At 36.5% G+C, this 14,413-nt stretch carries 11 protein-coding genes and 1 pseudogene; 2 read left to right on the plus strand and 10 right to left on the minus strand.

Annotated features, from left to right (window positions below):
* From BAQ44_RS14525 to BAQ44_RS14535, 3 genes and pseudogenes are all read right to left on the minus strand, one after another.
* Positions 1–627 (minus strand): annotated as a pseudogene (locus BAQ44_RS14525) (hypothetical protein); the annotation flags it as partial.
* 2 nt (positions 628–629) lie between these two features.
* Positions 630–3,338 carry an ATP-binding protein gene (locus tag BAQ44_RS14530; RefSeq protein ID WP_071722029.1) on the minus strand — a complete coding sequence of 903 codons (2,709 nt, stop codon included), beginning with the start codon at positions 3,336–3,338 and terminating at the stop codon, positions 630–632.
* 77 nt (positions 3,339–3,415) lie between these two features.
* Positions 3,416–4,204, minus strand: coding sequence for an SLC41A family transporter (locus tag BAQ44_RS14535; RefSeq protein WP_071722031.1), 789 nt, complete (start codon positions 4,202–4,204; stop codon positions 3,416–3,418).
* A gap of 497 nt (positions 4,205–4,701) precedes the next feature.
* Here BAQ44_RS14535 and helD point away from each other — a divergent pair, with 497 nt between their 5' ends.
* Entirely contained in the window at positions 4,702–7,038 is a 2,337-nt protein-coding gene (helD, locus tag BAQ44_RS14540) for an RNA polymerase recycling motor HelD (protein ID WP_071722033.1), read from the plus strand.
* Positions 7,039–7,077: 39 nt separating this feature from the next.
* Here helD and BAQ44_RS31275 read toward each other — a convergent pair whose 3' ends face one another.
* The 4 genes from BAQ44_RS31275 to BAQ44_RS14560 all read right to left on the minus strand — a co-directional run bounded on the left by BAQ44_RS31275 (position 7,078) and on the right by BAQ44_RS14560 (position 10,993).
* Complete coding sequence (locus BAQ44_RS31275) at positions 7,078–7,323, minus strand: protoheme IX farnesyltransferase (RefSeq protein ID WP_071722036.1); 246 nt, start codon at positions 7,321–7,323, stop codon at positions 7,078–7,080.
* 280 nt (positions 7,324–7,603) lie between these two features.
* A complete protein-coding gene (locus BAQ44_RS14550; protein ID WP_071722038.1) occupies positions 7,604–9,052 on the minus strand; it encodes an MDR family MFS transporter in 1,449 nt (482 codons plus the stop codon).
* Between the two features lie 22 nt (positions 9,053–9,074).
* Positions 9,075–10,466 (minus strand): MFS transporter, encoded by a 1,392-nt coding sequence (locus tag BAQ44_RS14555; protein WP_071722040.1) that lies wholly within the window; start codon positions 10,464–10,466, stop codon positions 9,075–9,077.
* A 161-nt stretch (positions 10,467–10,627) separates the two neighbouring features.
* Positions 10,628–10,993, minus strand: coding sequence for a DoxX family protein (locus BAQ44_RS14560; RefSeq protein ID WP_071722042.1), 366 nt, complete (start codon positions 10,991–10,993; stop codon positions 10,628–10,630).
* A 281-nt stretch (positions 10,994–11,274) separates the two neighbouring features.
* Between BAQ44_RS14560 and BAQ44_RS14565 the strand changes: the two genes are divergently transcribed.
* Entirely contained in the window at positions 11,275–11,760 is a 486-nt protein-coding gene (locus BAQ44_RS14565) for a MarR family winged helix-turn-helix transcriptional regulator (protein WP_071722044.1), read from the plus strand.
* Positions 11,761–11,817: 57 nt separating this feature from the next.
* On the opposite strand, the gene BAQ44_RS14570 is transcribed toward BAQ44_RS14565, so the two are convergent.
* From BAQ44_RS14570 to BAQ44_RS14580, 3 genes are read right to left on the minus strand one after another with little or no spacing between them, the layout of a single operon-like run.
* A complete protein-coding gene (locus BAQ44_RS14570; protein WP_071722047.1) occupies positions 11,818–13,083 on the minus strand; it encodes an FtsW/RodA/SpoVE family cell cycle protein in 1,266 nt (421 codons plus the stop codon).
* A gap of 7 nt (positions 13,084–13,090) precedes the next feature.
* On the minus strand, positions 13,091–13,498 hold the full coding sequence (locus BAQ44_RS14575; protein WP_071722049.1) for a PadR family transcriptional regulator: 408 nt from the start codon (positions 13,496–13,498) through the stop codon (positions 13,091–13,093).
* Positions 13,499–13,502: 4 nt separating this feature from the next.
* A complete protein-coding gene (locus tag BAQ44_RS14580) occupies positions 13,503–14,036 on the minus strand; it encodes a sigma-70 family RNA polymerase sigma factor (RefSeq protein ID WP_071722051.1) in 534 nt (177 codons plus the stop codon).
* Between the last annotated feature and the right edge of the window lie 377 nt (positions 14,037–14,413).

Genomic DNA, 14,413 nt, shown 5'->3' on the forward strand with positions numbered 1-14,413 from the left:
CAGCGTTTCTTCTACTTGCTCTGGATTCTTCCCTCCAGTTTCTCCTGCCTGATCAAGTTGGGTTTCTCTATCTGCTCCTTCTTGCTTCGGCTTTTCTTCTACTTGTTCTGGTTTCTTTTCTCCAGCTTCTTCTGTTGTTTCTTCCAACTGATCAAGTTTCTTGTCTTCATCTATTTCTTCTTGCTTCGGCTTTTCTTCTACTCGCTCTGGATTCTTTCCTTCATCTGTTTCTTCTAGAGATTCTTTTGCTTCCTTTATTTCTTCCGCATTTTCTTCCATATTCTCAAGTCGCTTTTCGGTCTCAACATTTTCCTTTTCAACTTTTTTGGCTTCCATAACTTCCGGAGAATCTACCTCAGGATTTATTTCATCTTGTTCATTTTGTTGTTCTGTTATGTCCTTATTTAATTGCTTTTGATATTTATCAAAACTAATATCTCGATTATTTTCAGCAAGTTCATCTTCAATTATTTCCTGCTTACGCCCCTCAAATCGTTCATTATATTTATCAAAATTATAAGCCTGCTCCTTCTTGCTTTCTTCCTCTATACTTTTTTCTTTCTTTTCTTCAAGTTTGTCTTCTTCCTCTACTTTATCAACATGGTCTTTTCGATCGAAATCTTTCATATTCATTCATCCTTTAATAGATTATGTTTCATATAATTTATAACAGCTTCTCGTTTATAGCTTTCTTCTAAATCCCTGTTACCTAAAAAGACATTTAAAGTACATAATCTCGTATGATAATTTCGGAGTGAGCTCATTCCATTCTTTTCTAACATTTCAAACAAGCCCTCAAACCAATCTGGTTTAAATTCTGCATTTTTAGCGTCATCTAACATGTCGCTTAACCAATTTTGCTTCACAATAAATTCCTTTATTTTCCCCATCTCTTCACGGCGATTACACTTATCCATACAAAAAGCACAAGCAGGCCCAAAATCATATTTTCTATCATAGTGATGAAATTCATTTTTCACTGTATCTTTCACATTTTGAATAACAGTTCTTCTTGGATAATCAAAATCTTCCTTTATATAAGGCATTTGTACAAGTTTTGGCCGCATATCTCCTTCTGCATAAACAGCAGCAAATCCTCTTCTTAAAGAACTAATATATTCAATTTGTTCTTGTGTCATATTCATAGATTGTCCAATTAATTCCCGATCTTCTTGCATAACAATTCTATGTACAATTTTTAAATTTGTATTTTTTAATGTATCCGGTGCTAGTTTCGTCGGAACTTGATCCGCAATTAAAAAACCTTGTCCATAACTACGAATTTCGGCTAATAAATTCGTGAAAAATTCTACTGATTTCGCACGAACATTCCCTTCCCCACCACTTGATACATTAGCTAACAATCTATGAGCTTCTTCAATTAAAATAAGATGTTCAAATCCTTTGTTTCTAGTAAGCTTCGTCCTTCTATATTCATACAATTGAACTAAAATAATTCCCATCATAAATGCTTTCACATCATCATCGCCTATATCTTCTAGTTCCAAAATGACAGGTCGGGACAATAGATCTGCAATTGGAATAGACTTATCTGTATTTAACATGGCACCTTTGCCACCAACACGTAATGAGTGAATTCTTGCCTTAAGTGCTGCTGTAATATCTGATTTCAAGCGTTGATCATACCCTAAATTATCAACAACAACATCTACTTTGTAATATAAGTCATCTAAAGTCGGAAAAACATTTGCACCGTATTTATTTCGATTACTTAAAATGTCCCAGCCTCGATCTTCATATATTTGATAAATGCTAGTTTCTAAAACATGCGGCATTGGTGCATAAAGCTCAAAACTCGCCTTAAAAGTTGATAGCACATAGTCAATATGAGTCTGTAATGGAACACCTTCTATTTTTTCAAATGGGTTAATTCGATACGGAACAGAATTTTCATCCTCCGCTCCCAAGGTGAAGACTAATACATCTTCAAAACCTTCCATATTATACATTTCCCAATATTCCCGTTTAGCTGATTCAATTACCATAAAAGGAATGTGGTGCTTATTCCATAAATTACGAAGTAGCCCTTTAGACGTATTGGACTTACCTCCACCAGTAATTCCTACAATTAAACCATGTCGACTTAAATCCATTAAATCCATATCATAGATGAGATTACTTGGCTCTAATTTTTCATACGACTTTATTTCTTCATTACCATTAATAATCTTCCCTACTGTAAAATTATTACTTTCATCCTGGATTGAACGACGGTTCGCAACATCAAACTCCACATATTGATCAATATAAAAACCTGGCATTTCTTTCCGTGGGATTTGGCATAAAGTTGAAAGCTCTCCGGTCGGCAAAATCGTTTGATACAAGTACTTATAACAATGAACCTCCTTCGTAATTCCTTCACCATGTAAATCCCATACTCCTATCGGATGCTTCATAGCCTTCTGGCGTGGTAATTCATTCGCTGGAAATTGAAAATTAGACGCATAGTATAAAATGTTATCTACAGGTAAAGTTCTTATTTTTTCCGGTTTGGATTGTTCACCATTATAAACAGAAGTAATTAAGTTTCGTAGTTTCGTTGCATTTATGAATTGATCCGCCAAATAGTATCCAGCAACTCTCCACATTCCCATCGTTCTTCCACTATCCATGCTCTCTTCTAATGAATTAAGGTTATCCACGTACTTTTGAATGGTGAAGTTCGTTACTTCCCAAGATTCCTTACCTAGACTTCCACCTGATTCTGATACTTTAATAAACTTACTTACGTTATCAATTTCATTCAATACCCTTTCATGCGCTAACGTTACTTGAAAAGGACTCATCGACTTCGCAACCACAATATACGCCCAAGAACTCCCATACATCCCGGTACATAAACGTTCAATTTGTTGACTCTTACTTTCCCCAAAAGTTTTATTAGTCGGGATACCTGTAATAATTCCTCCGTTATTCCCGATGGAACGTAACTTCTGTGACATCTCATCCATTTCAACTTCTTGCAATTTGGCATAAGGATATGAAGCGTGCAATGAAGAAGATAAAATGGACTGATTGGATTGATCCGTTCCAACATAAACGCCTATTTCTTTCGGACTACCAATCAGTAAAAATGTAAATGTTGACTGTAAAGATGAGAAACCACTAAGCACATCGCTCATAATGGCATCAAAGTCAAAATCCTTTTCGTCCTTTCCCTCCCAAAAATTTGCAAGACCTTTTATTTTAACGAAACTAAGTTGTCCCAATGATTCCATATTTAAATCCGGATTTAAATTCGATTTATCCAAATAAGACTTTCTCAGTAAATGATCTTTTTCTCTTATTTCTACTGTATCTATGTTATGTAAGCGCAAAGAAATCCCCCCATTAATAAACTAAAGATTGCATAAAAAAGCACTCATACTTTTGAGTGCTCATTTTCATAATCTATTTAACGAAAAACCTTTTTAATCATTATCCAAATTCCAAAAAGAGCAATGATTAACGGTAATATGGCAACAAATATATTTGATAAGAAAGTCAAAATGACAGATACAACTAAATTAACAAGCCCAATCCAGTCAAAAGAAATAACAAAATTAATAATAGAATATAATAAAAACATAATAATTGCCGTCAAAAATCTTACACTATTTGCTGACATACCACTATTGACTGAAACTGTCGTGTTGCTATTTAAATTTTCAATATGCTTAGCTACTACTGTCCCATGACGATCTCGCTTTCCAAACACTTGAACTAAATTATGATCTCCAATCTTCCCTCTTACAATTTTTCCATATACAACTACTTCATGTCCTTCACCATCTTGATCATACACTTGGAATGTATTCATATATCCATCCTTCATAAATGGAATTCCTTTTATACATGCATCAAACCATCTTCCAAGCGTTTTACCTGGTATTACATCTTCCTGAAAATTACTTACCTGCCCTTTTATCGATCCATTCTTTTTAGCCTTACTTACTTTTATTGTTTCTCTCGCTGCACTTGTTTGCTGCTCCGTATATGTAGATTCAAATGGGTCAGTTGTTTTATTAGGGGGTGTGGGCTTCTTTTCTTCATAAAAAGTATTATCAAATACATCCGCAAAATCATCATTTACCGTAGTATTCGCTGATTTTGTTTTCATCCTTAAAAAGTTTTTACACTTCGGACATTCCCCAACATTTTTAGGATATTCCACCCCATCTAAACATATTGGACATTCTTTCACTTCTCTCTCTCCTCCCAAGGCAAGCCTTGTATAAAATAAATATTACATTTCCATACATATTTTAGTATATAATAGGAATTTAATTTTAATAAGCTATTTTTTTATATTTTTAACAATAAAACTATCTTTCCATATATAAAGAATACAAAATGTTATTTACAAAAAAAAATATAACTAAGTACTCGAACATACAATAAAGTGACCCTTGAATCAGGTGAGCTTTGTCCCCTCATCATTAGCAGCACCAATCAGGATTGTACGTGCATTTAATGCAGAATACAACCACTAAAAAACAAAAAAGACCCTAACCTCCTCAAACTATACAGGAAATTAGAGTCTTGTCTCATTAATCATTGATTAAATGAAAAAACTATGTTAAATTAGTACAGAAACACGTTTTATAAAATGCAGAGAACGTATTTATCCGTATCTTAATTGTACACCAAAATACATCTTCAGTCAACCTCTATTTTTCACTTTTAAAGGAGTGCTTACGTATGAACAAAAAACTTGATTTAGAGCAAAAGCGATTGGATACCGTAATAGAAACGATTACGGAGCAAATTGATAAACTGGAAAACGAAACTGGCAGACGCCGGGCAGAAGTAATCCATATTCGTAAACACTTTTGGGATGACGTGAAAGTGAATACTGATACTTTCGATGATTATCTTGAAACAGTTATCAACTTAAGACAACAAGCTCAGTCACTAGCTGTCACACAAATTACCCATAAGCACACCTTTAATCGACTTGCCGCATTAAGACGTATGCATAAAGCACCTTATTTCGGACGAATTGATTTCAAAGAAGAAGGAGAATCTGCTGCGGATCAAATTTATATCGGCGTCGCTACACTTACTGATGCAAGCGGAGAAAACTTTCTTATATATGACTGGCGCGCACCTATTTCGAGTGTGTACTACGATTATCCACCAGGACCAGCTGAATACAGTACACCAGGCGGCGTAATTCACGGTAATGTGGAGAAAAAATTACAATATATTATTCAAAATGGCGAGATTGATTCTATGTTCGATACGAGTCTTACAATTGGTGATGAAATTTTGCAACAAGCGCTCGGAAAAGGTACGAACAAACATATGCAAAGTATCGTTGCTACGATTCAGCGCGAGCAAAATGAAATTATCCGTCACGATGAAGGCCGACTCCTTATCGTGCAAGGAGCTGCTGGCAGTGGTAAAACGTCAGCTGCCCTGCAGCGAATCGCCTACTTACTATATAAATATCGTGAATGGCTAAAAGCTGATCAAATTATTCTCTTCTCCCCTAACTCTATGTTCAACAGCTACGTATCTAACGTACTACCTGAACTCGGTGAAGAAAATATGCAGCAAGTGACATTCCAAGAATATTTAAACCATAGACTAAGCAAGTCATTTGACGTTGAAGATCCTTATGAACAATTAGAATATATGTTAACGGAAACGGATAGCCCTACCTATAAAACGAGAAATGCGAGCATTCGATTTAAAGCATCTACTCAATTTTTTGAGATGATTAGAACGTACAGACAATCTCTTGAATCTTCAGGCATGCTATTTAGAGGAATGAAATTTAGAGGAAAATTAATTGTTTCTGCTAAAGAAATTACAGAGCAGTTTTATAACACTGACTCCTCCCTCCGCTTCCATAATCGAATTGAAAAGTTAACGGATTGGCTAAACAAACAAATAGATGCAATTGAAAAAGCAGAACTAAAAAAACCTTGGGTAGAAGAAGAAATTGAATTACTTAGTAAAGATGAATACCAAAAGGCTTATAAATATTTACAGAAAAAAGGCGAGTTTGACGACAACTCCTTTCATGATTTTGAGAAAGAAACGAAAGTACTTGGACGTATGATTGTCCGTAAAAAATTGAAGCCACTTCGTAAAGGCGTTCAAACATTACGCTTCATCAATTTCACAGGCATATATAAACAACTCTTCACAGATGCATCGTGGGTTACTGGGGAAAGACCGAAAGAGTGGGATGACATTTGCTCATTAACAGTAAACATGCTTGATGAAGGAAAGCTATATTACGAGGATGCGACTCCATTTTTGCTTCTAAAAGAATTAATTGAAGGCTTCCAAACGAATAGATCGATTAAACACGTACTCGTAGACGAAGCGCAAGATTACTCACCGTTTCAATTTGAGTTTTTAAAACGTCTCTTCCCTGCTGCAAGAATGACTGTACTCGGAGACTTTAACCAAGCGATATTTGCCCATGCGAGTGAAGCAGTGAATTTCAACACACTTACTAGCTTATACGGACCAGATGAAACGAACGGCATCAACTTAACTCGTAGCTATCGCTCAACAAAACCAATTATTGAATTTACACGTGCTCTCGTACCGGAAGGCAAGAACATTCACGCCTTTGAACGTGACGGCGAGAAACCTACAGTGACGAAAGTATCCAGTGACAGCGAACTGCACGCGCATATTACTGCCAAAGTTGCTGCACTACAAAAAGAGCAGCATAATACGATCGCAATTATATGTAAATCTGCAGCTGAAAGCGCCGCTGCCTACGAAGCACTTCGTCATATCGAGAATATTAAACTTGTGAAAAGTAACTCGGCCGAGTATGAGCAAGGCATTGTCGTGATCCCTGCTTACTTAGCGAAAGGTATCGAATTTGATGCTGTTATTATTTACAATGCTTCTAAAGATGTGTACAGCGACGAGAGCGTCCGTAGATTGTTCTACACAGCTTGTACGCGCGCAATGCACGAATTGCAACTTTATAGCGTTGGCGAGGTTAGTCCTTTTATACTTGGGGCTGATTCGGAGAGTTTTGAGGTTATAATGAAAACACCTTGATGATTCAAGGTGTTTCTTTTTTTGTGCAGGATTTACACCTTAAAACCAAAAATAACTATAAACATCATAAAAAATTGAATATAATATCGCTAATCCCACACCGATCGCAAAAATTTTAAACAAATAAAAACTTAAAGACAGTACTATTGGAAACGGTGTTAATAAAGAGAATATGAGTGAATTCATACGATGCTCTTTAAAAGTTTCTTTATCTATTTTAATCCCAAATAATATAATTCCACAGGATATAAAAAAACAAAGTACCATAAAAAAAATATCTTCCATATCTTACTCCTACTCATTTTATTATGCTTTTCCGGAGGAACTTATCCTCTATCTATAAACACGGATGAAATAGCTTCTAAGTGAAATATTATCTTAAAACCATTGATAATCCTACCGAAAAATACTTTCCATTCATCAATATAAATGTTAGGAATTCCAATCTATGGCTAGTACACTTATTTAAACACGAAAAGAGGGTTATTTATCATAACCCTCGAAAAATGAATGTTGAACAAAAAATAGATTAAAATCTTGTTTATCAATTAGCAAAAACCTTCTATTAACTATCTGAGGTCTCCGAACGCTTTATAAACAAAGCTACCACGACCGCAAGTAGTGCCAAACCAAAGCCAATCGTAAAAGCGTTATGCACGCCTGAAACCATTGCCTCAGTTAATTGAGCTGGGTCAGTTGGATTTGAAGACGCCTCTAAATATTTCTTTTGTCCGGAAGTCATAACACTAATAAAGAAAGCCACTCCTATCGCACCAGCTACTTGCGATAAAGTATTCAAAATAGCTGTTCCGTGCGGATAAAACCTTCGCGGAAGTTGGTTCAAACCGTTCGTTTGCGCCGGCATCATAATCATTGAAATGGATACCATCATACTGACATGTAATAAGATGAAAGCCATCTTAGACGTATCTGCCGTTACCTGCGTAAAGAACCACATTACACCTGCTAATAATATCGTACCAGGAATAATAAGTGCTCTTGGACCAAATTTGTCAAAGAGCTTCCCTGAAACCGGGGAAAGCATACCGTTCAACAGACTACCTGGAAGCATGATAAGACCAGTTGCATAGACCGTTAAACCTAAAGCACCTTGAAATAGAAATGGTAACAACGTCATTGTAGAAAACATCGTCATCATCATGATCGTCAATAAAATTGTCGTTAGCGTAAACATCGGATACTTAAATGCACTAAGATCTAGTAATGGCTCTTTCAATTTCAATTGACGGAGTACGAAGAAGAGAATTGCTACAAGACCAATTAGGATGATTCCATACACCTGGAAACTATCCCAACCTTCACCTGAACTACTAAATCCATACACAATCCCGCCAAATCCAATTGTAGATAAAAGAATAGATAACACATCTACCTTTGGTTTCGTAGGCTTAGAGACATTTTTTAAATAAATGAACGCAAAAACAATGGAAAAAATTGCGAACGGAAGGACGATATAAAATAGCCATCTCCAATTCAACGTTTCCAAAATAATACCTGAAAGTGTCGGTCCAATGGCAGGAGCAAACATTATTACAAGCCCAATACTCCCCATTGCCGCCCCCCTCTTTTCCGGAGGATATAGAAGGAGAATCGTATTCATTAAGACGGGCATCATTAATCCTGTACCTGCTGCTTGTAACAAACGACCAAGCAATAATATAGAAAATCCAGGTGCAATTGCACTTACAAATGTACCTAAAGTAAAGACTACCATAGCCCCTATAAATACTTGTCTTGTTGTAAACCATTGTACTAATAAAGCAGAAGCTGGAATTAGTACGGCAACTACAAGCATGTACCCTGTTGAAAGCCACTGAAGAGTCGACGGTGTTACATTCAACTCAATCATCAATTGCGGAAAAGCAACGTTCAATAATGTTTCATTCAAAATAGTGAAAAACGCTCCAATGATCATCGATATTAAAATTGGGAGTCTTTTCACATTGTCAAACTCCTTTGACTGCGAAGAAACAGACGCAGTTTGGGTATTCATACATAAACCTCCTCGTATTCTTTTACAAATTCGTATTTCCTTTGCTAGTCATATTTAAAGTAGAACCACCCGTACCAAATTGAAAACGATACAGTGCAACTACAATTATAATCAGCACTGACATAACGACGAAAATATTACTATACATATTTGCAGCATGATTTGCAATAAAAGGATTGAGCTGCAGTGAAATAGAACCACGGTCAAGTAATTTCCCGACAACACTCATAGCCATCGCGCCGGATATGAAATTAACCATCGACAGTAACCCCATTCCAACACCTGTCTCCTCCTTTGACAACGTTTGTGAAATCGTATTAGACATCGAAATCTGCATAAAGGTTTGTCCTACATTCCCAAAAATTAAAATAAATGCAATGACAAAAGCCGAAACTCCAATAAAAGTAGATAATAATGAAAAAGCAATGAATATACATACCGAAGCAATAAAAACAAGCGCGAAATTGCCTCGCGTATCAGCGATCCTCCCTCCCTTTCTGCCCATAATCGCCGAAGCAATTGCTGCTGGAACTAGAACAAAGCCGATATTCGAAGGAGTCAATCCATTTACTGCCGATAGAAATTGCGGCGTCATGAATGTCATACTAAAACTCATTGCTGTCGTCATAAAAGCAAGGAGCAACCCAATCGAAAAATTCTTATTTTTAAACAGAGCCGGTTTAATAAAAGGTTCCGTAGTTTTTCTAATCCGAAGAATAAAGAGGGTTAACATAACACCCCCTCCAAGGAATAGCAATACTTGCATTTGCGTAATCGCAAGTAAGAAGAACGCGACTGACACAGCTAATAGACCTCCACCAAGAATATCAATACGCCCCGCCTTCCCTTTTGCATTGTCTAAATACTTTCTAAAGAAAGGTAGCGTCAGAAGCGGTAGTAAAGAAAGAACAAACATGAGTCTCCAGCTTCCAAAACTCGTAATTAATCCAGCGGCAACTGGACCTAAAGCATTACCAAGTGCTAAACCAACTGCTGAAGTTCCAAGCGCACGCCCCCTTTTCTCTGGCGCAAAGTACCTCACCGGAATAATCATCGCTGTTGCAGGAAGAACAGAAGCTCCTGCTGCCTGAATGATACGCCCCAAAATGATAACCCAATACTCAGTAGCAAGTAGACCAAGCAAGGAACCTAGAGCGAAAATAAGTAATCCATACGTTAATAGATCCTTTAGCCGATATGTATCCGCCAGTTTTCCCATCACGATGGAACCAACAGCATAAACGACCATATAACTAGTCATAATCCAGCTAACCTCTGAAGGAACAAGGTTAAATTCTTTACCTATCTCAGGAAGAGCTACATTAAACATCGTACCGTTCATAACCGAGAATATTAGCGTAACGACTAAAACCCCTAGCAATTTATCCGCGTTTTGTGATGATTTATCTACCATAGTGTAGACCTCCTTTTTTCTTTCCGGTAATCTATACAAAATTAAATGAGTATCAACATAATGAATATCCTCACTATTTTATTATAATGAGGATATCATTTTCATCGTACATGCTCAGTTTCTGCCTCTACTCAACCGAATCTACTAATCTACAATTCGTTTTACAAAAGTCCTGTTAATGCTGAAGAATGAACGAACGCAACAATTAGCGCTACAATCATAAGCACTGCTGCCGGCATCATTTTACCGATTGAATCTTTAGCACGAATATGGAACAATACAGCTCCTAACATAATACAAGCAATCCATAATGCTGCTAAAACGAGTATTACCTCATTCCAAAAACCAAAAATTAATCCAACCACTCCTGCTAAAGCGATCCAACCTGTCGCAATTCTGAACCATTGCGGTAAACCTAAATGAGCGAAAGCTTCCACTTGCATTTTTGCTCCCGCAATTTTACTAACACTTGAAAAGAAAAATGCAAAAATTAATAAACATTGAAGTACTAGTGCTACAATAGTCATGTACAATCCTCCGTTATATATGTTTTTAAAGTATTGCTATTGAATCATGAAACGACTTACATAGATCCACCTCGCTCTATAATCATTTTCTATAGATCCCAGCATCAGTTATAATGGTAATGATTCTCGAATTATCGGCAATTACACATTATGAGCATGCGATATAATCAGGTTACTCACTAATTGTTCATAATATAGAGAGGTTACTCACTAATAATATACAATAGATTTATGAAACGTGCAAAAATGAACTAAAAAATACTGAGGAGGTCATTCCACTCATGAAATCAAATTATCCAGCTGCAATAGATGTCATCCACACCTTAATGCAATCGACCAACTATGTTCAAAGAGAATTTCAATCCCAATTATCATCCCTTGACACACCTTACCATCTAACAGGACCAAGGCTACGCGTTCTATCTACCGTTTCTGAAAACGGCCCGATTCGAATGAATGCATTAGCTGCTAAACTAGGTGTCAAAGCACGTACAGTTACCGATTTTATTGATGCACTCGAACAAGACAAGCTCCTCATTCGTATACAAGATCCAACTGATCGCCGGGCTACATTAATTCAACTTACTGAACGCGCGCACTCTAATATGGAAAAAGCGCTCGCTTTCCAAGACAAAGTCGCAGACGATATTCTGAAAAACCTCACATTAGAGCAACGTGAACAGTTTTTTGAGCTTTTATTACAATTAATAAAAGATAAGCAAATTCCAGATTCATGCGGAGAAGTTGAGAACGGAAAAACTTGTTAAGTGTGTAAATAAAACCACCTACACCCTAAAAAATATAGGGACTAGGTGGTTTGTTTTTTAAGCTGATTTTCTCACTGGAATGTCTTTACGTCGATATACACTTAGTACGATTCCCATTACAAGCGCATGAAATACAGTTGGTGTTAATCCATAACTAATAAAAGGTAGTGATATAGCAGTAATCGGTAATAAACCTAAAATCATACCAACGTTATAAATGAATTGAACTACGAAAAGAGTCATTCCTCCAACGAGAAGCAATTTACCATACCGGTCATTTATTGTATAAGATATGAACATTAACCGTGCTACAAAAAGAGAAAGAATTAAGACAAGAATCAGTGCTAGCACATATCCATAATAATAAGTCAAACTTGCAAATACAAAATCAGTATCCGGATTAGGGATGCTCTTTACATCTCCATATGTACCAAACCAACCTGCTGACGACATTACCTCTTTTAAACGTATATACATAAAGCCTGCGCCCTGTGCATCACGCTCTGGATTCAAATACCCTAAAAATCTATCCAAATGATATCCTTTTACTGAGGACCAGGAAAAAGACGCCCTTATAATCAATAAACAGATTGGTACAATTGTAATAATTAATGCCGTTTTCTTTCCTAACTTACTCCACCAAAGCATAACGAATACCATCGTGATATAAATAAAAATCACTGAAAAAGCTGCGCCAATTAAGAATAAATACAAAGAAAATAAATACAGAGCCACAAGATGCATTACTTTTATCCTACTATTATTGAAAAAAGAAGCCCAAGCTAGAAAAAAGAACGGCACTGCCATTAAACGGTCAATTGCAATAGGACCAACTTTTATTATCGGTTCTCCAAGCATCCCAGCATTCGGAAAGCCGTATAGTATTAACAAAATAAGTACCCCAATTGTATAAAACAACCACCCAAATCTCTCTAACTTCCGATAATCAATCAGCATCATCCCTACAGCTGTTGCAATGCCAAGAACAACAGCTATCACCTTATCCATTAGTAAATCATTCATATATCCAAAGGCTATAACCGGCAAAAAACCTAATCCCATCGCAGCCACCAATAAAATAAGTAAGAACCAATCCACCTTTGGCTTATGCAGTTTATTAAGTTCCTGCCCTAGTTTAACCGGACTTCCCATTTGTTCCACAGCTTTATTTTCAGCAACTTCCTCACTTAAACCTTTTTCTATCCATGTGTTCTTCGCCTGTTTTAAGTGAAACTCTAGTTCAGTTGCTACAAATCTCTTTGCTTCTTTTGATTTAATATGATTCGTAACCTCGCTTACAAAACGATCCCCTCTTTTATTCAATTTCGCCTCACTCCTGTACTAAGCCTTTTAATATAAATTGTGCCTTCGTAGCATTTTTTTCTGCCTTTCGCAGCATCTTTCTTCCTTTATCATTTAATTGATAATATTTCGCTCCTGCATGATCCCAGCTAGATTGGATAAAACGATTCTGCTCTAGACGATGTAATACGGTATATAAAAACCCTTCATTTCCTTCGAATTTCCGAATCCCTCGCCCTCGTAGCAGCTGTGACAATTCGTATCCTGTTTTTTCATTACTGAGGAGTTGTAAAATTGCTAAAGAGATGTCCTCTTCCTTTTCGTTTGAAGCATTGATTTTTTCGCGCACCTGCTTTCGATGTTGATCAGAAAAACTCAAATGTTTAAACGTTGTATTCTCCATTGATTTTCGCAGGCCTTTTAATCGATCTTCCATTTGATTATTCCTCCAATCCTTTCTTCAAAAGCTCCTTCGCTTTTTTCAGTCTCGTTTTTATCGTGTTCTCTTTCACGTCTATTACAATAGCAATCTCTTTAATTGATAATTCTTCATAATAAAATAGATAAATGACTTCTCGATATTTTATCGGTAAATTCATTACTGCAGAAGCGAGCTCACGGTCCTCCGCATTTTGAATGACAGTTTGTTCGACACTATCATTTTGAACCCCCATATAAGCAGCGTCATCCTCTGTCACGATCACCTTTTTGTTATACCAACTTTTTATATAGTCCTTACATTGATTAATCGCAATTCTCCATAACCACGTTTTCACATTCGACTTCCCTTTGTATGTATGAAGAGATTTATAACACTTCACAAATATATCTTGCGTTACATCCTCTGCAACCTCTTTATTGTTCACATATGAATACACAAGCTGTAAGACTTCTTGTCCATATTTGTTCATAATTTCATCGATAAGGAGTTCCTTATCTTCTATTTCAAACGCTTCTACCGTTAATTCATCCACATCATTTCCTCCTTCCCATATATTAGACGACGCACTGTATGGAAAAGTTTTATAAATTTATAAAAAATAAGGATGGCAATGTCCGTGCCGTTTTGTTTAACCTTTATTTCAAGTACTCTTGATTTCATAAAGTGAAACTATAATCAATGGGATTTTGTTCATCTCCCACTGATTATTAGCCTTCACCAATCGGACGTTTACGGGCAGCCCGACTCCCACCTAACTCCTTTGCTCCAAGCGAATTTTGAGGTGGGAGTTTTACTACCCGTTAATGCGGGATAAAATCCATGTAGCCCTTTAAACTCTGCATGGGAAACAGTCACTTATTTATAAGTACTACTCCATCTCCATCTAAAAGTTCAAGCTCATTTTCACTT

Origin of the sequence: Bacillus mobilis (assembly GCF_001884045.1) — a bacterium.
GTDB classification, from domain to species: Bacteria; Bacillota; Bacilli; order Bacillales; family Bacillaceae_G; genus Bacillus_A; species Bacillus_A mobilis.